Genomic DNA, 24,800 nt, shown 5'->3' with positions numbered 1-24,800 from the left:
TGCGATAGAGCCAAACCTTCGAGTCATAGTCGGTCGTCGATTCATCTGTTCCTCGTCTCCTAGTTTCTTGATCGTTCAGACACAGCGCTGGAGCACGTCAGCGCCGCCAAGCTCGAGCTCGAATGGCCCCTGGGTCGTGCCAGACCTGGGCAGCACCACGGTCAGCACGAGGTGGCGCGCATCCCTCAGCTGGCCGCGGTACCGAGCGGGCAGCGCCGCCGACGTGGACCCGCTCGGCACCGGACCGCCGGGCTGGTCGGCATAGGTTCCGGGGACGTCGAAGCGTCGCCCGCTATCGAGCGACAACGGCTCTTCGACCCTGCCGGCGGCACACTCGAACTCAGCGGTCGCCCCTGCCGGTGTCACAGTCAGGATGAGTTGCTCGCCGGCCCACACCCCAACCGGAACGCGGGTCGGCCGGAGTCCGTCATTCGTTGGGTCCGATGTCTGCCCGGAGCTCGACACCTCCGTGGCGCTCGGCGACAAACCGGTCGGCGCAGGCGACCGGCCGGCTCCCTCGTCGCCGCCAGCGCAACCTGCGGAATATCCCGCCAGAGCCGGCAGCAACACCGCCGCCCAGACCACAGGCGAGCCCAGGGACCGACCCGTGGCCGGCTCGCGGCGCAACCCATGACGGGCATGACTCAAAACGGGCACGGTCATGGGCACCTCGACCGGTTGGCTGTGTGCGACGTGACCCGCTGCCCCGACCTGGCAAACGGTTGATCTGCCGAGGCGGTCTTCCACGCCCACGCGAAAGGTGAAGCCGAAATTTCTCCGAGTGCCGCCTGTCTACTCCCGGTGTCGCCGCAGGGCAATGCCTCGAAATGCAGCGCAAGACGGCCCGAACGGACTACGCCTTGTGATTCCCGATAGTCACCGATGTCTATTGACACTTCGGAGTGCGGAGCGGCCCGCCGGTGGCACCTCACCTCGCGAACCGAACCTGGCCCTCACCGGGCCACGCAGACGCTGGCCACGGCGGGAACGCCATCAGGACCGTCGCGCAACGGCGTCGCAACGGCCTGGGAGCGTTGCCCCGCGTTGCCCCAGTGTTGTCCGAGCCGGATCTGACGGAAATGAAGAAGCGGCCCCTCCCAGCGTGTTCGCTGGTTGGAGCCGCTTCGGACTTGTACCCCCGACCGGATTCGAACCGGCGCTACCGCCTTGAGAGGGCGGCGTGCTAGGCCGCTACACAACGGGGGCCCGACTTAACGGATGGTTGCTGGAAAGCAACCTGCGGAACTCTAGCGATCCCGGTCCTGAGCGGCCAAATCGTGCCCCGTCCAGACGCTGTTCACGCGAGAACTCGCTGGTCTACTAGGACTCGAACCTAGACTAACTGGACCAGAACCAGTCGTGCTGCCAATTACACCATAGACCACTGTTTTGCTGGTGTTCGGCGCCCGATCCGGATGGTCCGGGAGCCGACGAGAAACCTTACACGCGCGGCGGTTTCGGCTCCAAAACGACCTCCCGGGTCGTCGTCTCCAGGTGCCGCCGGCGCGCCACCCACGCCACCAGCGCGAGGTAGCCCAGCGACTGGACGAGGGTGCCGGGCAGCATCCACCAGGTGCCTGCAATGGGCGCGAGCGCCTCGTCGATGTTGCCGAAGGCCAACGAGAGACCGAAGACCACCCAGTTGTTGAGCACGTGCATCGCGATCCCTGCCTCGAGTCCGCCGGTGGCGATCACCAGCACGCCGGCCACGACTCCGAACGCGAACCGGTCGATGAAAACCGGCGCGTCCTGCGCGCCGTGGGCGAGGGCGAACAAGAACGCGGGTACGACGACCGCGACCGCCGTACCGGCCCGACCCGCCACCAGACCCCCGACCGCCTGGGTCAGGTAGCCGCGGAAGGCGTACTCCTCCCCCGCCGCCTGCAGCGGGATGAGCAGCAGGATGATCAGCGCGAACGCGACCGTCCGGTCCGTGGCGTCGTTGACCGCGCCCTCGACCGCCGCGCCGCCGTGCTCCGGGAGGACGAGAGCGAGCAGCAGTGCCCCTCCCAGCGCGAGCAGCGCCAGCCCCATGCAGGTCAGCAGCCAGCCCCACCGCAGGCGGCCGACAACCGAGATGATCCAGCCGCCGGGCAGCCCTTGTGCCAGCCGGGTGGCTGCGATCACGACCGGGACCGCCGCCGCGAGGCTCAGGCAGACCAGCACGAGCCCGACGGGCGTCAACGGGTCGATGCTGAGCTCGCCGAACGGCTCACCGAGGATGCCGTCGTAGGTCCCGGTGAGCAGGACCGGCACCACCACCATCAGGGCGAGGACCATGCCGAGCACGCCGAGCACCGCGCGCGGCCAGCTCGACCATCCGAGCCGGTGCAGCTGGTGGTAGCGAAGCCCGGACGGGCCGGGATCAGCCGAGGGCACGCTGCAGACGTCCGACGCTGCGGTCGTGGCCGAGCAGCTCCAGCGACTCGAACAGCGGCGGCGAGATCCGCTTGCCGGTCACGGCGACCCGGACCGGGCCGAACGCGACGCGCGGTTTCAGCCCGAGGTCCTCGACCAGCGCCTGCTGGAGGGCGGTCTGGATGGCATCGGTGGACCACGGGTGCAGGTCGACGAGCGCGTCGTGCGCCGCCTTCACGACGCCCTTCCCGGTCTCGTCGAGCATCTTCTCGGCGTCGGCCGGGTCGACGGTGAACGCCTCCTCGTCGAGGAAGAGGAACGCGAGCATGTCCGGGACCTCGGTCAGCTTGTTGATCCGCTCGGCGACGAGCGGCATCGCCAGCTCGAGCAGCTGCGCATCGGCGTCATGCACGGGATCGCCGACCACCCCGTCCCGCTTGAGGAACGGCAGCGCGCGGTGCGTGATGTCTTCGATCGAGAGGAGTCGCATGTGGGCGGCGTTGATGGCCTCCGCCTTCTTGAGGTCGAAGCGCGCCGGGTTGGGGTTGACGTCTCCGATCTCGAACGCGTCGACCATCTCCGACAGGGAGAAGACGTCACGGTCGGCGGCGATCGACCAGCCGAGCAGGGCGAGGTAGTTGAGCAGGCCCTCCGGCAGGAAGCCACCGTCGCGGTAGGCGAGCGCGTGCGCCTGCGGGTCGCGCTTGGAGAGCTTCTTGTTGCCCTCCCCCATCACGTACGGCAGGTGCCCGAAGCGCGGGGTGAAGTCGGTGAGGCCGAGCTCGATGAGCGCGTCGTACAGCGCGATCTGGCGCGGCGTCGAGGACAGCAGGTCCTCGCCGCGCAGGACGTGGGTGATCTCCATCAGCGCGTCGTCGACGGGGTTGACCAGCGTGTAGAGCGGCTCGCCGTTGGCCCGGCAGAGCGCGAAGTCCGGCACGAACTGGGTCTCGAAGCTGATCTCGCCCCGCACCAGGTCGTCCCAGGTGATGGTGCCGTCCGGCATCCGGAACCGCACGACGGGTCGCCGCCCGTCGGCCTCGAACGCGGCGACCTGGTCGTCGGTGAGCTCGCGGCAGAAGCCGTCGTAGCCCATCACCTTGGAGCCGGACGCCTTGCGCCGGGCGTCGACCTCCTCGTTGGTGCAGTAGCAGTCATACGTGTACGACGAGGCCCGCAGCCGGTCGAGTGCGTCCGCGTAGAGGTCGCCGCGCTCGCTCTGCCGGTAGGGCGCGAACGGACCCCCGACCTCCGGACCCTCGTCCCAGTCGAGCCCGAGCCAGTGCATCAGCTCGATCAGCGAGGCGTAGGACTCCTCGGTGTTGCGCGCGGCGTCGGTGTCCTCGATGCGGAACACGAACGTGCCGCCGTGGTGCCGCGCGAACGCCCAGTTGTAGAGCGCGGTGCGGACCAGGCCGACGTGCGGGCTGCCGGTCGGGGAGGGTGCCATCCGGACCCGGACGGGCCGGCTGTCGACGGGTGCGTCGGTCAAGGTTCCACTCTCAGTTCGGTCGGTTCGGATCTGTTCGGATGTTCAGATCGGTGCTGCTCAGCGCCTCGCCACCGTGTTCGTGAGCGCGCCGAGGCCCTCGACGAACACCTCGACCTCATCGCCGGGCTCCATCGGGCCGACGCCCTCGGGGGTGCCGGTGAGGATCACGTCGCCGGGCAGGAGGGTCATCGCGGCGGAGATGTAGGCGACCAGGTTGGGGATGGCCCAGGTCATGTCGGCGGTGGTGCCGTCCTGGACGACGTCGCCGTTGAGGAAGGTCTGCAGCCGGCGGCCGTCGATGAATGCCTGGGGGTCCAGGTCGTCCTCGATCCACGGGCCGAGCGGGCAGAAGGTGTCCATGCCCTTTGCGCGCGCCCACTGGTTGTCGGTCTTCTGCAGGTCGCGCGCGGTCACGTCGTTGGCGACGGTGTAGCCGAAGATCACGTCGGTCGCCTGCTCCGGCGGGACGTCGCGGCAGATCCGGCCGATGACGACCGCCAGCTCGCCCTCGTAGCTGAGGTGGGAGGTCTGCTGCGGGTAGAGGATCGCGTCGTTCGGGCCGATCACGCTCGTGTTCGGCTTCAGGAAGAGCAGCGGGTCGGCCGGCTGGTCGCCGCCCATCTCGGCGGCGTGGGCGGCGTAGTTCTTGCCGACGCCGACGACCTTGCTCCGCGGCAGGACCGGCGCCAGCAGCTTCACGTCGGCCAGCCGGTGCTCCTTCTCGAGCACCCTGACGCCGACGTACATCGGGTCGCCGGCCAGCTCCACGACCACCGCGTCCTCCGCCGGCTGACCGAACTGGTCGAGGTCGCCGGTGACCACCCCGTAGGCCGGTTCGTTCTGCCCGTCCTTGGCAGCCGTGAATCTCGCGATGCGCACCCGGCGAGCCTATCCGGCACCAGTCCGGCGTCGGTCATGGAGAGCGCGCCTAGGCTTGACGGTCGTGGAGACCATCGTGGAGCAGGTACTGCCGCGGGAGGTGTGGGAGACCCGGGCGGCCGCGCACGCCGCACGGGTCGACCGGTTCCTGGCTCCCCACCTGGAGCGCCGTGAGGCGCGGGTCAAGCACCCGGTCTTCGACTTCCTCTTCACCTACTACTCGTTCCGGCCGGCGCAGCTGCGGCGGTGGCACCCGGGGTACGGCGTGGCGCTGGCCGATGCGCCCAAGTACGCCGGGCTCAAGGGGTACGTCGACGGAGCGGTCAGCGCGTCGTACGTCGCCACCCAGCGAACGCTGGTCGAGGCCCTGCACCGGCTGCTCACCGCGACCGCCGGGCGGGCAGGCAGCTTCGGGTGCTTCGGCCTGCACGAGTGGGCCATGGTCTACCGGCTCGCCGAGGACGAGACCCGGCATGCCGAATGGCCGCTGCGGCTCGGTCCCGCCGGCACCGACGCGGTCGTCGAGTCGCACCGGATCGCCTGCTCGCACTTCGACGCCTACCGCTTCTTCACGGCCCCGGCGCGCCCGCTCAACACCCTCTCCCCCGGCCGCGAGGACCGCCCGGCTCACGAGCAGCCGGCCTGCCTGCACGCCGGCATGGACCTCTACAAGCACGCGTTCCGGCTCTCGCCGATGGTCGCCTCTGAGCTGGTCGCCGACTGCTTCGAGCTGGCGTGGGACATCAGGGTGCTGGACATGCGTGCCGCCCCGTATGACCTCAGCGACCTCGACCTGGGAGACGGTGACGCCTGGTCTCCGGTGAGGATCGAGACTCCAGCCGGCAAGCAGGAGTACGCCGAGTCACAACGCGTTTTCGCGGAGCGGGCGGCTCCGATCAGGCAGCGACTCATTGCCGAGAGCGCGCGGCTGCTCTCTGTTGCTAGGACCTCGCTCGGTGCGTGACGCGTCTGGCATTGTTGATCGCGTGACCGCGCCCGAAGCGCCGACGGAGATGGTCCGTCTCGAAGCAGGCTCCTTCCCGATGGGCTCGGACGCGTTCTATCCCGAGGAAGGTCCCGTCCACGAGCGCGTCGTGGAGGCCTTCGAGCTGGACGTCCACCCGGTCACGAATTCGCAGTACGCGGCCTTCGTGGCCGAGACGGGATACGTGACATTGGCCGAACGTCCGCTGGACCCGGCGGCGTTCCCGGGGGTCGACCCCGCTGAGCTCGTACCCGGCGGGCTGGTCTTCGTTCCGACCCGCGGCCCGGTCGATCTGAACGACTGGCGACAGTGGTGGAGATGGGGCGTCGGCGCGAGCTGGGCCCGGCCTTTCGGGGCAGGCTCCTCGATCCGGGGCCGTGAGGACCATCCAGTCGTCCAGATCGCGCTGGAGGACGCCGAGGCGTATGCGGCCTGGGCAGGCAAACGACTCCCCACCGAGGCCGAGCTCGAGTACGCCGCCCAGGGCGGCATGCCTGGGACGACGTATGCATGGGGCGAGGAACTCCGTCCCGGCGGACGCCTGCTGGCCAACACTTGGCAGGGCTCGTTCCCTTGGCACAACACTGGCGCCGAGGGCTGGGTCGGGACGTCGCCGGTCGGCACCTTCCCGGCGAACGGATACGGTCTGTTCGACTGCATCGGCAACGTCTGGGAATGGACCACCGACTTCTATACCGAGCGGCACGCGCCCGCCGAAAGCGCCCAGCAGCCCCTCGATCTGCTGGCCACGAACGGTTGCGATGACAACTGTCGGTGCGGACCGACCTCACGGGACGAGGCGCGGGCGGTGGCGAGCGCCGAACCGGGTTCGACGATCCCGCGCCGGGTGCTCAAGGGCGGCTCGCACCTGTGCGCTCCCGAGTACTGCCTGCGCTACCGGCCGGCGGCCCGATCGCCACAAGCCGACGACACTGCGACCACGCACATCGGCTTCCGCTGCGCTCGCTGAGGCAGCGCTCACGATCCGACCGCCTCGACGATCGATCTCTGCGCGGGTGTCGCCATCACCTCGCTCACCCGTCAGGGAGGAGGCGTCCGACTCGGTGAAGTGGTGGTGTCGACTGCGTCGCTGCCACTCCGGACGGCAGCGATGACACCCCCAGAGCACGGCCGCTGAGGCACGAGGAGCTGAGACAGATGTCGAACGAACATCACGCCCGCACGATGTTGCCGATCCCCGACCGCCCCGCGACCGGGCTGACGACCTACGACGCCAAGGACCCGGAAACAAATTTTCCCCCTATTGAGCCCCTGCTCCCGCCGAAGGGTGCCCCGAACGTCCTGGTGATACTCCTGGACGACGTCGGGTTCGGCGCGTCCAGTGCCTTCGGTGGTCCCTGCCAGACGCCGACCGCCGAACGTCTGGCCGCGGGAGGGCTGAGGTTCAACCGCTTCCACACCACAGCCCTGTGCGCCCCTACTCGCCAGGCGCTACTAACCGGTCGGAACCACCACTCGGTGGCGATGGGCAGCATCACCGAGACCGCAACCTCCGCGCCCGGACAGAGCTCGGTGCGACCGAACACCAAGGCGCCCCTTCCGATGACGCTCAAGCTCAACGGCTACTCGACTGCGCAGTTCGGCAAGTGCCACGAGGTGCCGGTGTGGCAGACCTCGCCGATGGGTCCGTTCGACGCCTGGCCCTCGGGCGGTGGCGGTTTCGAGACGTTCTACGGCTTCATCGGCGGGGAGAACAACCAGTACGAGCCTGCGCTCTACGACGGCACGACTCCGGTCGAACCGCCGGCGACGGCCGAGGAGGGTTACCACCTCACCGAGGACCTCACGGACCGTGCGGTCGGCTGGATCCGTCAGCAGAAGGCACTGATGCCGGACCGTCCCTTCTTCGTCTATTACGCGCCCGGCGCGACCCACGCTCCGCACCATGTCGCCAAGGAATGGGTCGACAAATACCGTGGGAAGTTCTCGCACGGGTGGGACGTGCAGCGCGAGCAGACCCTGGCCCGGCAGAAGGAGCTGGGTGTCGTGCCTGCAGACACAGAGCTGACGCCACGTCACGACGTCATCACCGCCTGGGACGAGATGCCCGACGAGCTCAAGCCGGTGCTGGAGCGGCAGATGGAGGTGTACGCCGGGTTCCTGGAGCACACGGACAACCAGGTCGGGCGTTTGGTCGACGCTCTGGAGGACCTCGAGATCCTCGACGACACGATCGTGTACTACATCATCGGTGACAACGGGGCCTCTGCCGAAGGCACGATGAACGGCGCGTTCAACGAGATGGCCAACTTCAACGGCATGGCCGCCCTTGAGACCGCGGAGTTCATGCTGAGCAAGATGGACGAGTTCGGGTCGCCGACGTCGTACAACCACTACTCGGTGGGCTGGGCGTGGGCGATGAACTCACCGTTTCAATGGACCAAGCAGGTGGCCTCGCACTGGGGCGGCACCCGGAACGGCACGATCGTGCACTGGCCGAACGGGATCGAGGAGGCCGGTGGTCTCCGGTCGCAGTTCACGCACGTCATCGACGTCGCGCCCACGATCCTCGAAGCAGCCGGACTGCCGGAGCCAGCCATGGTCAACGGCGTGCAGCAGGCTCCCATCGAGGGCACCAGCATGCTCTACGCCTTCAACGACCAGGCCGCCGACGAACGCCACGACCTGCAGTACTTCGAGATGTTCGGCAACCGCGGCATCTACCACCGCGGTTGGAGCGCGGTCACCAAGCACAAGACACCGTGGGTGATGGTGGGCGGCGAGATGCCTGCATTCGACGCCGACGTCTGGGAGCTCTACGACGGCGCCGGCGGCGACTTCAGCCAGGCCCGCAACCTCGCGACAGAACAGCCGGAGCGGCTTGCCCAGCTCCAGCGGCTCTGGCTCATCGAGGCGGTGAGATACAACGTCCTCCCCCTTGACGACCGCTCGGCGGAGCGGGTCAACCCGGACCTGGCGGGGCGGCCCACCCTCATTCAGGGCGACCGGCAGCTGTTCTTCCCCGGCATGGGCCGCCTGTCGGAGAGCAGTGTGGTCAGCATCAAGAACAAGTCGTTCTCAGTCACCGCGGAGGTGGAGGTGCCCGAGGCCGGCGCTCGCGGGGTGATCATCGCTCAAGGTGGCAGGTTCGGCGGCTGGGCTGTCTACGTCACCGAAGACAGCCATCTCAAGTTCGTCTACAACGTGCTCGGGATCCACGAGTTCTCCGCCGTCGCCACCGAGCCTCTCCCGGCAGGAAAGCACCAGGTCCGGATGGAACTCGCATACGACGGCGGCGGTCTGGCCAAGGGCGGCGACGTCTCGCTCTACCACGACGGCACGCAGGTCGGTCACGGTCGAGTGGAGGCGACCCAGCCGATGATCTTCTCGGCCGACGAGACGACCGACATCGGTTACGAGTCGGGCACGTCTGTCACTCCGGACTACGACCTGCACACGAGCAGGTTCACCGGGAAGCTCCACTGGGTCCAGCTGGACACCGGAGCGGACGACAACGACCACTTCATCGATCCTGAGGAACGACTGCGCGTCGCAATGGCGCGTCAATAGGAAGAGGAGGCTGGTCGCGCACAGGCGCCTCGACAAGCTCGGCGAGCGAGGAAGCGCACGGATCCGACCATGGTCGGATCCGCCCGACGCTCCCTGGTCCTAGGCTCACGACCATGAGTCACGTCCACGACGCGGTGATCGTCGGTGCCGGCTTCGGCGGCATGGGAGCGGCGATCCAGCTGCGCAGGATGGGGTACGACGACCTGCTGATCCTCGAGCGCGAGGACGACCTGGGTGGCACCTGGCACGTCAACCGCTACCCGGGGCTCGCGGTCGACATCCCGTCGGCGACCTACTCCTACTCCTTCGAGCCCAATCCGCACTGGTCGCGGCTCTTCGCCCCCGGAGCCGAGCTGAAGGCCTACGCCACCCACGTCGCCGACAAGTACGACGTCCGCAAGCACATGCGGTTCGGCATCGTCGTGACCGGCGCCCGCTGGGACGACGCCACCTCCTGCTGGGAGGTCCGGCTCGACGACGGCACGGTGGAGCGCGGGCGCTACCTGCTCACCGCGACCGGCTTCCTCTCCCAGCCCCGGATGCCTGACATCGCGGGCATCGACGAGTTCGCCGGGGAGGTCGTCCACACCACCCGCTGGGACGACGACGTCGAGCTCGAGGGCAAGCGGATCGGCATCATCGGCACCGGCGCGACCGCGGTCCAGCTGATCCCGAAGCTGGCGAAGGTCGCCGGACACCTCACCGTCTACCAGCGCACGCCGATCTACGTCAGCCCCAAGGTCGACGGCCCGGTGCCCGGTGCGGTGCGGAAGGCGTTCGCGAAGGTCCCGCTGACCCAGAGGGCAGCGCGCCTGGCCGGTACGTCGATCCTCGAGGTGATGATGGTGGCAGGCGTGCTCCACTACCGGAACCTGCCGTGGGCCAACGCCATCGGCAAAGCCGCTTGCGAGCGACACCTCAAACGTCAGATCAAGAACCCGGAGCTGCGGGCGAAGCTGACGCCGGACTACGACTTCGGCTGCAAGCGTCCGACGTTCTCCAACACCTACTACCCGACCTTCACCCGGCCGCACGTCGACCTCGAGACGACCACGATCGACCACGTCGACAAGACCGGGATCGTGACCGCGGACGGCCGGCGGGCGGACCTCGACGTGCTCGTCCTCGCCACCGGCTTCAACCTGTGGGACGAGAACTTCCCGGCGATCCAGGTGATCGGCCGCGACGTCCGCGACCTCGGCCAGTGGTGGCGGGACAACCGGTTCTGCGCCTACGAGGGCATCACGGTGCCGAAGTTCCCGAACTTCCTCTCCCTCAACAGTCCGTACTCGTACTCAGGCCTCTCCTACTTCACGACCATCGAGACCCAGATGGCCCACATGGAGCGCCTCTTCAGCGCCATGCAGGCGAAGGACGTCGACGTGTTCGAGGTGCGCGAGGAGGCCAACCAGGAGTTCCTCGACCGGATGACCGAGCTCCTCGGCAACTCGGTGTTCAACGCCGGCAGCTGCGCCACCGCGCGGAGCTACTACTTCAACCAGCACGGCGAGGCCGTCCTGCTGCGGCCCACGTCGACCCTCAGCGCACACCGGGAGGCGGCGCACTTCCCGCTCGACGACTACGAGTTCCGGAGGGCGGAGCGACCGGTCGCGGTCTAGGAGCCTCTCCGTGCCGCCGAATTTCCGACGGCATCGAGCCTCCCGATGGACGTGTGCGTGGGACACTGGTCCCCGGACTTCACACCAGCTGAGGAGCGGGAAGATGAGCGGTCGGCCGATGCACGTGAGCGAAAGGCTGATCGGGCTCGTCGCCGGCGCGTGCGCCGCGGTGGTCTTCAGCTCCAGCCCGGCTAGTGCCGTGATCGCCTCGCCGAGCGGCTCGGACCAACAACCAGGCTCATACGTCTCGGTAGGAAAGAAGGCGCGGCCCCAGGTCACCTCGATCTGCGGCTACAACTTCAACTACGTCCAGCGAATGACGATCGACGGCGTGTCGGCGATGGTCCCGGTCGAGTCCGTCTACCCGGTGGGCAGGCACCGTCTGGTTCTCCTGGAAACGTGCGACGGCCACTTCATCTATGGGGTCGTGGTCACCAGCGACCCCGTTTGACGGGGTCGTCCGCCGCGGACGCGGGTCGCCGTTCCGGCGCTAGGCCTGCATGCTGTTCGGGTCGCGCCAGCCACGCTCGAACGGCAGCCGCCAGGCGTACGGCGCGATCAGCTGGTGGATCTGGTTGGGACCCCAGCTGCCCTGTCGGTAGGGCCGCACGATGGGCGGGTTCTCGAGGAGCGGCCCGGAGACCTCCCACAGCCGCTCGATGCCCTCCGCGGAGCTGAAGAGCGTCTGGTCACCACGCGCGGCGTCGTAGATGAGTCGCTCGTAGGCCTCGAGCACCGAGCCGGCCCACGTGGTGTCCCCCATCGCGAACTGCATGGAGAGCTTGTCGAGACGCATGCCCGGCCCCGGACGCTTGCCGTAGAAGGACAGCGACATCTTCGCCTTGTCGGCGAGGTCGAAGGTCAGGTGGTCGGGGCCGTGGTCACCGACCCCGGAGTGCTTCGGGAACATCGACCGCGGCGGCTCCTTGAACGCGATCGAGATGATCCGCGCACCCTCGGCCATCCGCTTGCCGGTGCGCAGGTAGAACGGGACTCCCGCCCAGCGCCAGTTGTCGATGTAGCACTTGAGCGCGATGAAGGTCTCGGTCTCCGAGTCGTGCGCGACGCCCTCGATGTCGCGGTAGCCCTGGTACTGGCCGCGCACGACGTCGGCCGGGTCGATCGGCAGCATCGATCGGAAGACCTTGTTCTTCTCCTCGTTGATCGCGTCCGGCGAGAGCGACGTCGGCGGCTCGAGCGCGATGAACCCGAGCACCTGGAACAGGTGGGTGACGACCATGTCCTTGTAGGCGCCGGTCGCCTCGTAGAAGCTGGCCCGCTGCTCGAGGCCGAGCTCCTCCGGCACGTCGATCTGGATGTGATCGATGTTGTTGCGGTGCCAGATCGGCTCGAACAGGCCGTTGCCGAAGCGGAAGGCGAGGATGTTCTGAGCCGCTTCCTTCCCGAGGAAGTGGTCGATCCGATAGATCTGCGACTCGTCGAAGACCTTGTGCAGCCTGCTGTTGAGGTCCCGGGCGCTACGGAGGTCGACGCCGAACGGCTTCTCCATGACGATCCGGCTGCCCTTGGCAAGGTCGGCCTCCTGCAACGTGCCGACCACTGCGAGCGCGGCCTTCGGGGGCACGCTCAGGTAGTGGAGCCGGACGTTGTCGCCGTCCCAGTCGGCCTCGGCCTTCTCGACCGCCGCGCGCAACCCGGCCGCACCCTCGGCGCCGGGAGCCCAGTGCAGCCGCTTGGAGAACTCGGGCCAGGCGGCCATGTCCCCGTCGTTTCCCGCGAACTCCGCGACCGCCTCGTGAGCGAACGCCACGAAGGAGTCGGTGGTGTGCTCGTCGAGGGAGGTGCCGACGATCTGCAGGTCCTTCAGCAGGCCGCTCTCGAAGAGGTGCAGGAGGCCGGGCAGGAGCTTTCGTCGCGAGAGGTCTCCGGTCGCCCCGAACAGGACGACGGTCACCGGCTTCATCGACATGTCTTCCACAATGCCTCCCGCATGTTTCCAGGACGTTGACGAGAGCTGACCTGACACCACTGACACCACTAACGTACGTCGATCCGGGCGGCGAGGCCGTCGAGCACGATCCCGAGCCCGAGCGTGAAGTCGGACGGGTCGTCGGCGACATGGGCGAACGCGAAGTGCAGCAGCGTGTTCGCACCGACCCTCGCCAGGTCCGGGTCCGCCCCGGCACGGAGCAGCGCAGCCTCCATCCGCCGCTGGGGCTCCTGTGCGCCGACCCCCCGTGCGTGGGCAGCGGCGATCACCTCGGCGGCGTCGCGGTGCGAGCGCATCGCGTCGCGCAGCTCGACGCACACCAGCCGCAGCTCCGACTCCCAGGTCACGACCTCGGCCGGCCGCCGGCCTCGGGCGAGCAGCTCGTCGGCGACCGCCGCGAGCAGCGCGTCCTTCCCGGGGAAGTGGTGGTAGAGGGCGCTCGGTCGGACTCCCAGGTCGGCGGCGAGCCGGCGCATCGACCAGTCCTCGAGCCCGCGCTCGTCGAGCACCGCTATCGCCCGCGCGACGACGTCGCCGCGCCGGTGCCGGACAGTCACGCTCGGGGCCTGCTTTGACCCTCCCATGCGTCGCACCCTAACCTGAACACCGTTCACCTGAGCCCGAGGAGACCCATGAGCACGTCGTTCGACCAGCTGGCGACCACCATCCTCGAGGGAGGCTCCGCGACACCGGAGGACGCACTCGCGGTGCTCCGGGCCGACGACGCCGAGCTGATGAGCGTCGTCGCCGCCGCGAGCCGGCTGCGCCGCGCCCACTTCGGCAACACGGTCAAGGTCAACTACCTGGTCAACCTCAAGTCCGGCCTGTGTCCCGAGAACTGCAACTACTGCAGCCAGGCGCTGGGCTCGCAGGCCCCGATCCTCAAGTACTCCTGGCTGTCGACCGACGAGACGCTCCAGCAGGCCGGAGCCGGCCTCGCGGGCGGCGCGACCCGGGTCTGCATGGTGTCCTCCGGCCGCGGCCCGTCCGACCGCGACATCGACAAGGTCACCGAGATGACCGAGGCGCTCAAGTCCGAGTACCCCGACGTCGAGGTCTGCGCGTGTCTCGGCCTGCTCAAGGACGGCCAGGCCGAGCGGCTCAGGTCGGCCGGCGTGGACGCCTACAACCACAACATCAACACCGCCGAGTCGCACCACGACAACATCGTCCAGACACACACCTACGACGACCGCGTCGACACCATCGGCAAGGCCAAGTCGGCCGGGCTCTCCCCCTGCTCCGGCCTGATCGCCGGACTCGGCGAGACCGACGAGCAGCTGGTCGAGGCTTTGTTCGCGCTCAAGGAGCTCGACGCCGACTCGATCCCGGTCAACTTCCTGATGCCGTTCGACGGCACGCCGTACGAGAACACCTGGGAGCTCACCCCCGGCCGCTGCCTGCGGATCCTCGCGATGGCGCGGTTCGTGTGCCCCGACAAGGAGGTGCGGATCGCGGGCGGTCGCGAGATGCACCTGCGCTCGCTGCAGGCGATGGCGCTGCAGGTCGCGAACTCGCTGTTCCTGGGCGACTACCTCACCTCGGAGGGCCAGGAGGCAAAGGCCGACATCGAGATGATCCGCGACAACGGCTTCGTCATCCTCGGCGCCGAGGAGGCGTTCGACGACGCCCCCGAGCACGACCCGGCCATCCGCCACCGCGGCGCCGGCACCGAGGTCCCCGCGAACGCCTGACACGAAGGACCCTTCCGGTGGTCGAGCCTGTCGAGACCCTGCTCGCGTACGACCGCGAGCACCTCTGGCACCCCTACACCTCGATGACGGCGCCGACCCCGGTGCGGTTGGTGACTGGCGCCTCGGGGTGTGAGATCGAGGTCGACGGCCGGTGGGTGGTCGACGGGATGGCGTCGTGGTGGGCAGCCATCCACGGCTACCGGCATCCGGTGCTCGACGCAGCGCTGGCCGCGCAGGCCGGCGAGTTCGCGCACGTGATGTTCGGCGGGCTCACCCACGAGCCCGCGATCCGGCTGGCCGAGCGGCTGGTCGAGATCACGCCCGACGGCCTCGACCACGTCTTCCTCGCCGACTCCGGCTCGGTCTCGGTCGAGGTCGCGATCAAGATGGTCCTGCAGCACCAGCGAGGGATCGGCCGACCGGAGCGCACCCGGCTGCTGACCGTGCGCGGTGGCTACCACGGCGACACCTTCGGCTGCATGAGCGTGTGCGACCCCGTCGGCGGGATGCACTCGATGTTCTCCGGCGTGCTCCCCCAGCACGTCTTCGCCGAGCGCCCACCCGCGCTGGACGCCGACGTACCAGCCTGGGCCGAGGGCGTACGACGCCTCGCGGCGACCCACGCGTCCGAGCTGGCCGGGATCATCGTCGAGCCGCTGCTCCAAGGGGCGGGCGGCATGCACGCCTATCCGGCCGAGTGCCTGCGGGTACTCCGCGAGATCGCCGACGAGCACGGCCTCGTGCTGGTCTTCGACGAGATCGCGACCGGCTTCGGCCGCACCGGCACCTTGTTCGCCGCCGATGCCGCCGGCGTGACGCCCGACGTGATGTGCCTCGGCAAGGCGCTGACCGGCGGCTACCTGACGCTCGCCGCGGTGCTCTGCACGGGCGAGATCGGGAGCGGGCTGTCCGCCTCCGAGAGCGGCGTCCTCATGCACGGGCCGACCTACATGGGCAACCCGCTGGCCTGCGCCGTCGCCCTCGCCAGCATCGACCTGCTGCTCGCCGGCGACTGGCAGGACCAGGTCCGCCACATCAACCACCGGCTCACGACCGGCCTCGCGCACCTGCGCGGCCTGCCCGGCGTGGCCGACGTGCGCACCATCGGCGCGGTCGGCGTGGTCCAGCTCGACCATCCCGTCGACGTCGTCGCGGCCACCGACGCCGCGGTGGCGGCCGGGGTGTGGCTGCGTCCCTTCCGCGACCTGATCTACACGATGCCGCCGTACGTCATCAACGACGATGAGCTCGACCGCCTCCTCGGCGGGATCACCGAGGCGGTGAAGGCCGGATGACCTGGGAGCAGTGGCTCGACGAGCAGGCGACGGCACGCGAGGCGGCCGGGCTCACCCGCCGGCTCCAGCCGCGGAGCGCGGACGACCCGACGATCGACCTCGCCGGCAACGACTACCTCGGGCTCGCTGGCGACCCGGCCGTCCGGCAGGCAGCGGCGGACGCCGCGCTCACCTGGGGCGGTGGGGCCGGGGCGTCGCGGCTGGTCACCGGCACCCTCGACCTCCACGACCAGCTCGAGCACGAGCTCGCCGACTACCTCGGACAGCCCTCGGCGCTGGTGCTCTCCTCCGGCTACGCCGCCAACCTCGCTGTGGTCACCGCGCTCGCGGACCGGTCCACGCACGTCATCTCCGACGCCCACATCCATGCCTCCCTGGTCGACGCCGCCCGGCTGTCCCGTGCCCGGCTCACCGTGGTCCCGCACAGTGACGTCGCCGCGGTGCGCGCCGCGCTCGAGGTCTCGACAGGCTCGACCGCCAGCGCTGGCGAGCGCGCCCTGGTGCTCGCCGAGTCGGTCTACTCCGTCCTCGGCGACGCGGCCCCGCTGGCGGACCTGGCCGACCTGTGCGCGTCGTACGACGCCCTGCTCGTGGTCGACGAGGCACACGGGCTCGGCGTCCACGGCCCCGGCCTGGTCGCCCGGTCCGGGCTCGCCGGCCACCCCCACGTGGTCGTGACTGCGACCCTGTCCAAGTCGCTCGGCAGCCAGGGCGGCGCGGTCCTCGGACCGCCGGCGCTCCGCGAGCACCTGGTCAACCGTGCCCGGCCGTTCATCTTCGACACCGCCCTCGCCCCCGCGTCGACAGCCGCCGCCCTGGCCGCGCTCGGCGTGCTCCGGGCCCGACCCGAGCTGTCCGACCTGGTCCGCGAGCGGGTGCGCACCCTGGCCGACGCCCTCGGCGTGGTGACGCCCGACGGCGCGGTGCTCTCGATCCCGATGCCGTCGCCACAAGCGGCGGTCACCGCGCAGGCCGCGGCCCTGGCCGACGGCGTCCGGGTGGGCTGCTTCCGGCCGCCGTCGGTGCCCGACGGCATCTCCCGACTGCGGGCGACGGCGAGCGCGGGCATCGCGTCCGCGGACTGGGACCACGCCGTCGCCGTGCTCGTGACCGTCGCCAAGGAGCACCAGTGACCCGACGGCGGGTCGTGGTGGTCACGGGCACCGACACCGGCGTCGGCAAGACGATCGCGGCCGCAGCGCTCGCGGCCACCGCGGCCGGCGCCGTGTTGGTCGTGAAGCCGGTGCAGACGGGGATCGCGGACGACCCCGACCGCGACGTGCGCGTGGTGGAGCGGCTGACCGGACGGTCGGTCGAGGAGTTCACTGCACTCGACGACCCGCTCGCGCCGGACACTGCCGCGCGCCGCGAGGGCGTGCGGATCCCGCCGGTGGCTGCGTACGTCGACCGGGTCCGCGCACTCTCCGACCACCACGACACCGTGCTCGTCGAGGGTGCGGGCGGACTGCTGGTGCGTCTCGACACCGACGGCGGCACGGTGCTCGACCTCGCGTCCGCGCTGGCGGCGGCGTTGCCCGACGACGTCCGGCTCGAGGTCGTGGTGGTCTGCCGCGCCGGTCTCGGCACGCTCAACCACACCGAGCTCACCGTCCGCACGCTCCGGGCGCGAGGGCTGGAGCCGGCCGGCCTGGTCATCGGCTCCTGGCCGGCCGAGCCCGGGCTGGCCGAGCGGTGCAACCGCGAGGACCTGCCCCGCGTGACCGGCCTGCCTCTGCTCGCCGTGCTGCCGCACGGTGCGGGTTCGCTCGACCGCGAGCAGTTCGTCGCTGCCGCCCCCGGGTGGTTCACCCAGCGCACGAACCGCGCTTAGGCAATTGAGCGGCCGACCGCCCGTCGCTCGCCCCATCGCACCGCCGGGATCCCTACCGTTGTGGGAGTTGAGGGGGGACCTCACGTGACAGGACCCGGTCGTGGTGATCACTCGGTGGGGAGGCGAGCACCACGACCGGGACCTCCGCTCTCAGGGCGTCTCCCCGCGGAGGACGGCGAGCGCGCCCTCCCGGTCGCTGACCCGGAGCTTCTTCAGCACCGACGAGACGTGGACGCGGATCGTCGAGCGTGACAGGTACAGCCGGCGGGCGACCTGGTCGGTCGTCAGGCCGCCGCCGAGCAGTTCCATCACCTGCCACTCGCGGGCCGTGAGCTTGCTGGCGGCCGGTGAGGTCTTCACGAACGTCGGCAGGGCCGGCGCCCGGATCTCCTCGGTCAGCCGTCGTACCAGCTGACGGGGGATCGCCGCCTCGCCGTTGAGCACGCCCCGGAGCGCGTGACCCAGCCGTCCCGGATCGGTGCTCTTCAACAGGTAGCCGGCGGCGCCGGCGCGCAGCGAGTCGAGGAGGTCGTCGTCGTCCGCCGTCGTTGCGAACATGACGAAGGGGGTCTGCGGCAGCCGCCGCGCGAGCTCGCGAGCCGCGGTGATGCCGTTGCCGGGCAGCTCAACGTCGAGGAGCACCACGTCCGGACGCTGCTCGACCGCGACCGCGACGGCATCTTCGGCGCGATCGGCCTCGCCGCAGACGACGCAACCGTTGGCTCGGAGCGCGGCCACGGCCGCGGCCCGACCTGCGTCGTCGCCGTCGGCAACCACGACCCGGATGACGTCGGCGGCTGGCACGGTGCCATGACATCACGAACCACGGGCCGCCAGCAGGGCATCGGAAGAAAGGCGCTACCAGATCGGCGGATGCCGATCGCGCCAGGGCGAGGCCGCCTCGACCTGGGCCGCCAGGGAGAGGAGCAGCTCCTCCTCGGCCGGCCGCGCCGCGAGCATGACCCCGACCGGCAGCCCCTCGGCCGTCCAGTGCAGGGGCAGCGAGATCGCCGGCATCCCGGTGACGTTCCAGGCCGAGGTCCACGGCGTGAACCGCTTCTGCGCCTCGAAGTCGGCGGCCGGGTCAGCGTCGTTGCGGATGGCGCCGACGGGCAGCGGCGGGGTGGCGAGGGTCGGCGTGAGGACGACGTCGTACGGCGCCAGCCGGATCAGCGCTCCCGCGGCGTACTCCCGGAGCCGGCCGATGGCGAGGCCGAACTCGGGACCGGTGACCGCTTCGCCGCGCTCCCCCAGCCACCTGGTGAGCGGTCGGAGCAGGTCACGCTTCTCGGGCGGCAGCGGCGTCACCGACAACGCCGTCAGGACCGACCAGCAGGTCTCGAAGGTGGTCACTGCCTCGGCCGGCAGCGGCACCGGCACGTCCTCGATGATGTGCCCGAGGCCGGCGAGCAGCTGCGACGCCTCCTCGTAGGCCTGCCGGCTCTCGGCGCTCACGTCGACGTCGGCGATGACGGGCTGCACGAACCGCGCGATCCGCAGCCGACCGGGCCCGCGCCGGGTCGCCTCGAGGAACGTGCCGGACGGCTCCGGCGCCCAGTAGGGATCACTCGCCCGGCGACCTGCCAGCACGTCAAGCAGCGCCGCGGCGTCACCGACCGACCGGGCTATCGAACCCGAGGTGGCCAGCCCGATCGGGTCGCCGTACATCGGGAAGCCGCTGATCCGGCCGCGGGTGGGCTTGAGCCCGACCAGGCCGCAGCACGACGCCGGGATCCGGATCGACCCGCCGCCGTCGGAGCCCTGCGCAGCGGGGACCAGGCCGGCCGCGACCGCGGCCGCCGCACCGCCCGAGGACCCCCCGGCCATCCGGGTGGTGTCCCACGGCGTCACCGCCGGCGGGCGACCCTCGGGCTCGGTGTAGCAGGGCGAACCGAACTCCGGCGTGCTCGTCTTGCCGAGGCTCACCAGGCCCGCCGCCTCCATGGCGAGTGTGACCGCGTCCGAGACCTCGGGGACGTGGTCGGCGAAGACCGGTGACCCGAACGCCGTCGGGACGCCGGCGGTCAGGTTGAGGTCCTTGATCGCGGTCGGCGTGCCGGCGAGCGGCGACGCCCCGTCGCCGACCGGGCCTACCGCCGCGACTTCCCGCGCCCTGGCCCGCGCCAGGTCGGGGTCGAGGAACGCGAACGCGCCGGCCACGAAGTCCCCATGTTCGCGGCCGGCGCGTTCGATGCGAGCCAGGTAGTGGTCGGTCAGCTCGACGGCGCTGGTCTCGCCGGACCGGACCAGCGCGCCCTGCTCGAGCGCGGTGAGGTCGTGCAGCTCAGTCACACGACCCAACGTAGCCGGGCAGAATCGTCAGGCAGCGGTGGTGGTGGCGGCGTCGTACGACGCGAGGTCGGTCGCGGCCGCGACGAACTTGGCGACGGTCTCAGCGTCGGCGGCAGGGTCGCTGCCCCACGCGTAGCCGTGCGAGAGGGAGATCTCGTCGACCACAGCGGCACCGGCGACGCGTGCCGACTTGCGGGTGTCGTCGTGGGCCCATTGGCCGCCGTACTGGCCGACGGCGGTGCCGACGACAGCGAACGGCTTGTCCTTGATGGCGCCGGCGCCGAACGGGCGCGACGCCCAGTCGATGGCGTTGTTGAGGACGGCGGGCATCGTGCCGTTGTACTCCGGCGTGATGACGAGCAGCCGGTCGGCTGCGGCGACCTGGCCGCGCAGGCGGACGACCGCCTCCGGAGCCTGGTCGCCGTCGATGTCCTCGTTGTAGAACGGGAGCTCGCCGAGCCCGTCGGCGATGTCGACGAAGACGCCGGCGGGCGCCTGCTCGCGGATCGCCTCGGCGATCTTGCGGTTGTGCGAGTCGGCGCGAAGGCTGCCGACGAGGACGAGTACGCGGGTATCTGTCATGTGGGGCGAAACGGACCGTGGTCCGTTTTCATTCCCGGGTGTTCGGAAAAGATCGAGAACAAGGTCGGTGTCGCGCCCTAGAGTGACCAGCGCCATGTCCAAACCGCTCCCCCTGCTCACCTCGCCGCCGACCGAGCGGCGCGACGCGGCCCGCAACCGCGAGGCACTGATGACGGCCGCCGCGGCGCTCGTGGAGGAGGTCGGCGTCCGCGGGGTGACCATGGACGCCCTGGCGTGCCGCGCGGGGGTCGGCAAGGGCACCGTGTTCCGGCGGTTCGGCAGCCGCGAGGGCCTGATGGGAGCGCTGCTCAACCACTCCGAGACGGAGTGGCAGGCAGCCGTGATGGCCGGCCCGCCGTCGCTCGGCCCCGGCGCGCCGCCGATGGAGCGGCTGCTGGCGTTCGGCGAGTCCCGGATGCTGCTCAACCTCCGGCACGCGGAGCTGATCGAGGCGGCCGGCAACCCTGGCGCGCGCAGCGTCGGCGCGCTGTCCTTCACGACGATGCACGTGCGTTACCTGCTCGACCAGCTCGGCGTCGAGGGCGACCTTGCCTATCTCGCGACCGCCCTGGTCGCGCCGCTCGAGAGCATCGTCCTGCGGGAGCAGGTCGACCGGGCCCACCTGCCGATGGGCCGGCTCGTCGCGGGCTGGTCCGACCTGGTCCGGCGCGTCACCGCACCGGCCGGGTCACTCGACGTGGTGGCGCACTAGTCCGTAGGTCAGCCCCTCGACCAGCGCCTCCCACGACGCCTCGATCACGTTGGCGCCGACGCCGACGGTGACCCAGGACGACTCGCCGTCGCTGGTCTCGATGAGGACGCGGGTGATCGCGTCGGTGCCGTGGCCCTGGTCGAGGATCCGCACCTTGAAGTCGATCAGCTCGAACTTCGCGATCTCCGGGTATGCCTGCACGATCGCGGTGCGCAGCGCCTGGTCGAGAGCGTTGACCGGACCGTTGCCCTCCCCGGTCACGACGTACCGGACGCCAGCGGCCAGCACTTTGACCGTCGCCTCTGAGACCGCCTCTTCCCCGGGACGGGCGTGGGTGAGCGTCTCGGTGATCACCCGCCACGACTCGACGTCGAAGTACGACGGGCGCCGGCCCTCCGCCTCCTCCATGAGGAGCATCTCGAACGACGCGTCGGCGGCCTCGAACGTGTAGCCCTGCGACTCCAGCTCCTTGACCCGGGCGGTGACCCGGGAGACGACCTCCGGGGTCGCGGACAGGTCGAAGCCGAGCTCCCTGCCCTTCAGCTCGATCGACGCCCGGCCGGCCATCTCGGAGACCAGCAGCCGCATGTCGTTGCCGACGCCCGCCGGGTCCATGTGCTGGTAGAGGTCGGGGTCGATCTTGATCGCCGAGGCGTGCAGACCGGCCTTGTGGGCGAACGCCGAGACGCCGACGTACGGCTGCCGGGATGCGGGCGGCACGTTGGTCACCTCGGCAACCGCGTGCGCGATCCGGGTGGCCTCGCTCAGCAGGCCGGGGGGCAGCACCCGCCGGTCCAGCTTGAGCTCCAGGTTGGCGACCACGTTGACCAGGTCGGCGTTGCCGGTGCGCTCGCCGTAGCCGTTGATGCAGCCCTGCACGTGTGTCGCGCCCGCTTCGACCGCGGCGAGGGTGTTGGCGACCGCGCAGCCGGTGTCGTTGTGGCAGTGGATCCCGACCCGGACCCCGGTCGTCTGCACCACGTCGTCGACCACGTCGGCGACCCAGCCCGGCAGCATCCCCCCGTTGGTGTCGCAGAGGGCGACGACCTCGGCTCCCGCGTCGTACGCCGTCCGCAGCACCTCGAGCGCGTAGGCCCGGTCGAGGCGGTAGCCGTCGAAGAAGTGCTCGGCGTCGAGGAAGACCTGCTGGCCCTCGGCACGGAGGTGGCTGACGGTGTCGCGGACCATCGCGAGGTTCTCCTCGAGCGTGGTGCGCAGCGCCTTCTCGACGTGGCCGGCGTGGGACTTGGCGACGAGGGTGACCACACCGGCGCCGCTCTCGCGCAGCGCCGCGATCAGCGGGTCGTCGGCCGCCGTGACCCCGGCCCGACGGGTCGCGCCGAACGCCGCCAGCTTCGCGTGCCGGAGGTCCAGCTCGGCCGCCGCCCTGCGGAAGAACTCGGTGTCCTTGGGGTTGGCGCCCGGCCAGCCGCCCTCGATGTAGCCGACGCCCAGGCCGTCCAGCTGCCGCGCGATCGCCAGCTTGTCCGCGACCGTCGGATTGAGGCCCTCCTGCTGCATGCCGTCCCGCAGGGTGGTGTCGTAGACGTGGAACGCGCCATGTAGGTCAACGGGGGGGTCGAGCGCGTCGGCTGGCTGGTTCATCGGTGTCTCTCGGGTCGGATCGTCCGGGCAAAAGAAAAACCTCTCGGAGACGAGAGGTTGGCGCGTCGAGGGGCTCGACGCGCTAGCTAATGATGATGGCGAAACGGTGCTGCACCCTCTTAGTCTGCCACGCCGCGCGACCTTCGGTGTCCTGGTCTCGATACGCGGGTACGCGGGGCTGGTTTCGATACGCGGGTCACGGCTTCGTGCCTCAGCCGTGCCGCTACTCGACCTGCCGACCTGGTCCGCGACCTCGCAAGCTCGGTCGCGGGGTCGTCAGAACGGCGGAGTGGACGCCGGGATCCAGTGCACGCCCTCCGCCGCGACGACCAGGCCGAGCACGGCCGCGACGAGGAGCAGGACGCCGCACATCGCCAGCCAGCGGCCCCACCTGCTGGCGAGCGGGTAGACGATCCGCGAGAGCGGTGAGCGCAACCGGCTGGCACCGGGCCCGGACCACAGCGCGATGCCGAGGGCGGTGCCGCCCGCGAAGAGGGTCGCCGCCCCATCGAGCGCCGCGGCGTAGCAGAGCAGGGCGGCCGCGAGGGCCAGCCCCAGGCTCCAGAGGACGAGCACGACCGTGCCGGTGACCGCACGGAGGGAGTGCCATGGGGTGGTGAATGCGAGCTGCGCCCCGTCGTACCACTTGCTGCCGCGGGTGGTACGTCGATCGGCACCCGCGGACGCCGCCAGCGAGCCGGTGCGCAGCAGCCAGACGCCGAGGACGACGGCGACAGCCGTGATGTAGGGCGCGAGGGCGGTCGCCGCACCCACGGCGAGTCCCCCGCAACCGACCGCGACGCCGCGGCGGATCCGCTCGCCGAGGGGGACCTTCGGGGGTCCGAGCAGCCGGGCGTCCCACTCCTGCTCCCACTGGGCGACCGCGGGGGTGGGTGCGATGGTCGGCGGCGCCGGATAGCGGGCCGGATCAGGCGGCGGGACCGCGCCGGTCATCAACCGGGTCGGTGGGCGGGGCTCCGGAAGGGTGGCTGCGGTGCGCGGTTCGAGACCGCCGTTCGCGAGCGCGACCGGCAGCGTGAACTCGTCGTCCGGGACGTCGGCGACCGGCGGCGGCACCGCCGGTGCCGACGGCTGCGTGCTCAGCGGCCGCAGCCACGCGAGCAGCTCGCCGAGGGTCGGCCGGGCGAGCGGGTCGGGGGCGAGCGCGGCGTCGAGGACGGCCGCGAGCGGCCCCTCGACACCGGTGAGATCGTGCTCGCCGCGGCGGGCACGGTCCATGATCGCCATCGACGGGCCGCGGCCGTACGGCGGTCGCCCGGTGGCGCCGTACGCGACCGTCGCCGCCCAGGCGTGCACGTCGGCCGCGGGAGTCGCGTCGTCGCCGTACAGGATCTCGGGCGCGAGGTATCCAGGCGTGCCGAGCAGCCAGCCGGTCTGGGTGAGCCGCGGGTCGTCGGTGACCCGGGCGAGGCCGAAGTCGATGAGGATCGGCGTGCGGCCCTCCATCAGCACGTTGGAGGGCTTGATGTCGCGGTGGAGCACGCCGGCGTGGTGGACCGCGGCGACGCCTTCCGCCAGACACCCGGCGAGCCAGAACAGGTCCCGATCCTCGATCGGTCCCTCCTCGACGACGTAGTCGTGGAGCGACAGGCCCGGCACGTAGCGGGTGACGACGTAGGGGATCTCCGCCCACGGATCGGCGTCGAGGAACTCGGCGATCCAGGGGCTGCGTACCCGCATCAGGGTGTTGACCTCGCGCGCGAGCCGGGCCCGGGCCTCCTCGTCGCCCACGATGTGGGGTCGCAACACCTTGAGCGCGACCCGGCGGCCGTCGGTGCTCCGGGCGAGGTGGACGATGCCCATGCCGCCCTCACCGAGTCGGGTCAGCAGCGTGTAGTCGCCCACCCGCGTGGGCGACTCGCCCTGCGGTTGGGTCGTCACGTTCAGAGGCTACCCAGCGCAGCGTCGTCCGACGCGTAGGCCGCGTCTTGATTCACCGTGCTGCTCGACGTC

At 70.3% G+C, this 24,800-nt stretch carries 20 protein-coding genes and 2 tRNA genes; 10 read left to right on the top strand and 12 right to left on the bottom strand.

The window, feature by feature from the left end; translation table 11 throughout:
• Window positions 1-1,133 precede the first annotated feature (1,133 nt).
• From SHK19_RS07155 to SHK19_RS07135, 5 genes are all read right to left on the bottom strand, one after another.
• Window positions 1,134-1,206, bottom strand: a tRNA-Glu gene (locus tag SHK19_RS07155).
• Window positions 1,207-1,312: 106 nt separating this feature from the next.
• Window positions 1,313-1,384 (bottom strand) — tRNA-Gln (locus SHK19_RS07150).
• A 56-nt stretch (window positions 1,385-1,440) separates the two neighbouring features.
• On the bottom strand, window positions 1,441-2,379 hold the full coding sequence (locus SHK19_RS07145) for a CPBP family intramembrane glutamic endopeptidase (RefSeq protein WP_322457882.1): 939 nt from the start codon (window positions 2,377-2,379) through the stop codon (window positions 1,441-1,443).
• Window positions 2,366-3,808: a glutamate--tRNA ligase gene (gltX, locus tag SHK19_RS07140; RefSeq protein ID WP_322938678.1), complete on the bottom strand. Its 1,443-nt coding sequence runs from the start codon at window positions 3,806-3,808 to the stop codon at window positions 2,366-2,368. Before gltX ends, SHK19_RS07145 begins: the two co-directional genes overlap by 14 nt.
• A 99-nt stretch (window positions 3,809-3,907) precedes the next feature.
• The gene (locus tag SHK19_RS07135) at window positions 3,908-4,729 is read right to left on the bottom strand and encodes a fumarylacetoacetate hydrolase family protein (RefSeq protein WP_322938235.1); all 822 of its coding nucleotides are present in this window, start codon (window positions 4,727-4,729) and stop codon (window positions 3,908-3,910) included.
• A gap of 64 nt (window positions 4,730-4,793) precedes the next feature.
• On the opposite strand from SHK19_RS07135, the gene SHK19_RS07130 reads away from it, so the two are divergent.
• The 5 genes from SHK19_RS07130 to SHK19_RS07110 all read left to right on the top strand — a co-directional run bounded on the left by SHK19_RS07130 (window position 4,794) and on the right by SHK19_RS07110 (window position 11,315).
• Window positions 4,794-5,693 (top strand): 3-methyladenine DNA glycosylase, encoded by a 900-nt coding sequence (locus tag SHK19_RS07130; RefSeq protein WP_322938234.1) that lies wholly within the window; start codon window positions 4,794-4,796, stop codon window positions 5,691-5,693.
• A gap of 49 nt (window positions 5,694-5,742) precedes the next feature.
• Window positions 5,743-6,684 (top strand): formylglycine-generating enzyme family protein, encoded by a 942-nt coding sequence (locus SHK19_RS07125; protein WP_322938677.1) that lies wholly within the window; start codon window positions 5,743-5,745, stop codon window positions 6,682-6,684.
• 188 nt (window positions 6,685-6,872) lie between these two features.
• Window positions 6,873-9,245, top strand: coding sequence for an arylsulfatase (locus SHK19_RS07120; RefSeq protein WP_322938233.1), 2,373 nt, complete (start codon window positions 6,873-6,875; stop codon window positions 9,243-9,245).
• Window positions 9,246-9,358: 113 nt separating this feature from the next.
• Window positions 9,359-10,864: a flavin-containing monooxygenase gene (locus SHK19_RS07115; protein ID WP_322938232.1), complete on the top strand. Its 1,506-nt coding sequence runs from the start codon at window positions 9,359-9,361 to the stop codon at window positions 10,862-10,864.
• A 103-nt stretch (window positions 10,865-10,967) separates the two neighbouring features.
• Window positions 10,968-11,315, top strand: a complete 348-nt coding sequence (locus SHK19_RS07110) for a hypothetical protein (protein WP_322938231.1) — start codon at window positions 10,968-10,970, stop codon at window positions 11,313-11,315.
• Window positions 11,316-11,354: 39 nt separating this feature from the next.
• On the opposite strand, the gene zwf is transcribed toward SHK19_RS07110, so the two are convergent.
• On the bottom strand, window positions 11,355-12,794 hold the full coding sequence (gene zwf, locus SHK19_RS07105; protein WP_322938230.1) for a glucose-6-phosphate dehydrogenase: 1,440 nt from the start codon (window positions 12,792-12,794) through the stop codon (window positions 11,355-11,357).
• A gap of 68 nt (window positions 12,795-12,862) precedes the next feature.
• Window positions 12,863-13,372, bottom strand: a complete 510-nt coding sequence (locus tag SHK19_RS07100) for a TetR family transcriptional regulator (RefSeq protein ID WP_322938229.1) — start codon at window positions 13,370-13,372, stop codon at window positions 12,863-12,865.
• Between the two features lie 75 nt (window positions 13,373-13,447).
• Between SHK19_RS07100 and bioB the strand changes: the two genes are divergently transcribed.
• The 4 genes from bioB to bioD are packed head-to-tail and all read left to right on the top strand — an operon-like array spanning window position 13,448 to window position 17,635.
• Entirely contained in the window at window positions 13,448-14,509 is a 1,062-nt protein-coding gene (bioB, locus tag SHK19_RS07095) for a biotin synthase BioB (RefSeq protein ID WP_322457873.1), read from the top strand.
• 17 nt (window positions 14,510-14,526) lie between these two features.
• Complete coding sequence (locus tag SHK19_RS07090) at window positions 14,527-15,804, top strand: adenosylmethionine--8-amino-7-oxononanoate transaminase (protein ID WP_322938228.1); 1,278 nt, start codon at window positions 14,527-14,529, stop codon at window positions 15,802-15,804.
• Window positions 15,801-16,937, top strand: a complete 1,137-nt coding sequence (locus SHK19_RS07085; protein ID WP_322938227.1) for an 8-amino-7-oxononanoate synthase — start codon at window positions 15,801-15,803, stop codon at window positions 16,935-16,937. Before SHK19_RS07090 ends, SHK19_RS07085 begins: the two co-directional genes overlap by 4 nt.
• Entirely contained in the window at window positions 16,934-17,635 is a 702-nt protein-coding gene (gene bioD, locus SHK19_RS07080) for a dethiobiotin synthase (protein WP_322938226.1), read from the top strand. Before SHK19_RS07085 ends, bioD begins: the two co-directional genes overlap by 4 nt.
• 150 nt (window positions 17,636-17,785) lie before the next feature.
• Here the strand turns inward: bioD and SHK19_RS07075 are convergent, their stop codons facing one another.
• The 3 genes from SHK19_RS07075 to SHK19_RS07065 are packed head-to-tail and all read right to left on the bottom strand — an operon-like array spanning window position 17,786 to window position 20,509.
• Complete coding sequence (locus tag SHK19_RS07075; protein ID WP_322938225.1) at window positions 17,786-18,439, bottom strand: response regulator transcription factor; 654 nt, start codon at window positions 18,437-18,439, stop codon at window positions 17,786-17,788.
• A gap of 54 nt (window positions 18,440-18,493) precedes the next feature.
• Window positions 18,494-19,927 (bottom strand): amidase, encoded by a 1,434-nt coding sequence (locus SHK19_RS07070; RefSeq protein ID WP_322938224.1) that lies wholly within the window; start codon window positions 19,925-19,927, stop codon window positions 18,494-18,496.
• 27 nt (window positions 19,928-19,954) lie between these two features.
• Window positions 19,955-20,509, bottom strand: coding sequence for an NAD(P)H-dependent oxidoreductase (locus SHK19_RS07065; RefSeq protein WP_322457867.1), 555 nt, complete (start codon window positions 20,507-20,509; stop codon window positions 19,955-19,957).
• Window positions 20,510-20,603: 94 nt separating this feature from the next.
• On the opposite strand from SHK19_RS07065, the gene SHK19_RS07060 reads away from it, so the two are divergent.
• Entirely contained in the window at window positions 20,604-21,221 is a 618-nt protein-coding gene (locus SHK19_RS07060) for a TetR/AcrR family transcriptional regulator (RefSeq protein WP_322938223.1), read from the top strand.
• Here SHK19_RS07060 and cimA read toward each other — a convergent pair.
• Window positions 21,198-22,826 (bottom strand): citramalate synthase, encoded by a 1,629-nt coding sequence (gene cimA, locus SHK19_RS07055; RefSeq protein ID WP_322457865.1) that lies wholly within the window; start codon window positions 22,824-22,826, stop codon window positions 21,198-21,200. The two genes, SHK19_RS07060 and cimA, sit on opposite strands and share 24 nt — an antisense overlap.
• Window positions 22,827-23,102: 276 nt before the next feature.
• Window positions 23,103-24,728 (bottom strand): serine/threonine-protein kinase, encoded by a 1,626-nt coding sequence (locus tag SHK19_RS07050; RefSeq protein ID WP_322938222.1) that lies wholly within the window; start codon window positions 24,726-24,728, stop codon window positions 23,103-23,105.
• Window positions 24,729-24,800 lie beyond the last annotated feature (72 nt).

This window comes from Nocardioides bizhenqiangii (assembly GCF_034661235.1).
Classification (GTDB): Bacteria; Actinomycetota; Actinomycetes; order Propionibacteriales; family Nocardioidaceae; genus Nocardioides; species Nocardioides bizhenqiangii.
The sequence above is the reverse complement of the archived record's forward strand: the minus strand, read 5'-3'. Positions and strand labels throughout refer to the sequence as shown.

What these genes read in the sequence shown, in the direction of transcription:
- SHK19_RS07120 (WP_322938233.1), top strand. Translation starts at nt 6,873, where the DNA reads ATGTCGAACGAACATCACGCCCGCACGATGTTGCCGATCCCCGACCGC.
- gltX (WP_322938678.1), bottom strand. Translation starts at nt 3,808, where the DNA reads ATGGCACCCTCCCCGACCGGCAGCCCGCACGTCGGCCTGGTCCGCACC.
- SHK19_RS07060 (WP_322938223.1), top strand. Translation starts at nt 20,604, where the DNA reads ATGTCCAAACCGCTCCCCCTGCTCACCTCGCCGCCGACCGAGCGGCGC.
- SHK19_RS07110 (WP_322938231.1), top strand. Translation starts at nt 10,968, where the DNA reads ATGAGCGGTCGGCCGATGCACGTGAGCGAAAGGCTGATCGGGCTCGTC.
- cimA (WP_322457865.1), bottom strand. Translation starts at nt 22,826, where the DNA reads ATGAACCAGCCAGCCGACGCGCTCGACCCCCCCGTTGACCTACATGGC.
- SHK19_RS07065 (WP_322457867.1), bottom strand. Translation starts at nt 20,509, where the DNA reads ATGACAGATACCCGCGTACTCGTCCTCGTCGGCAGCCTTCGCGCCGAC.
- SHK19_RS07125 (WP_322938677.1), top strand. Translation starts at nt 5,743, where the DNA reads ATGGTCCGTCTCGAAGCAGGCTCCTTCCCGATGGGCTCGGACGCGTTC.
- SHK19_RS07085 (WP_322938227.1), top strand. Translation starts at nt 15,801, where the DNA reads ATGACCTGGGAGCAGTGGCTCGACGAGCAGGCGACGGCACGCGAGGCG.
- zwf (WP_322938230.1), bottom strand. Translation starts at nt 12,794, where the DNA reads ATGTCGATGAAGCCGGTGACCGTCGTCCTGTTCGGGGCGACCGGAGAC.
- SHK19_RS07115 (WP_322938232.1), top strand. Translation starts at nt 9,359, where the DNA reads ATGAGTCACGTCCACGACGCGGTGATCGTCGGTGCCGGCTTCGGCGGC.
- bioB (WP_322457873.1), top strand. Translation starts at nt 13,448, where the DNA reads ATGAGCACGTCGTTCGACCAGCTGGCGACCACCATCCTCGAGGGAGGC.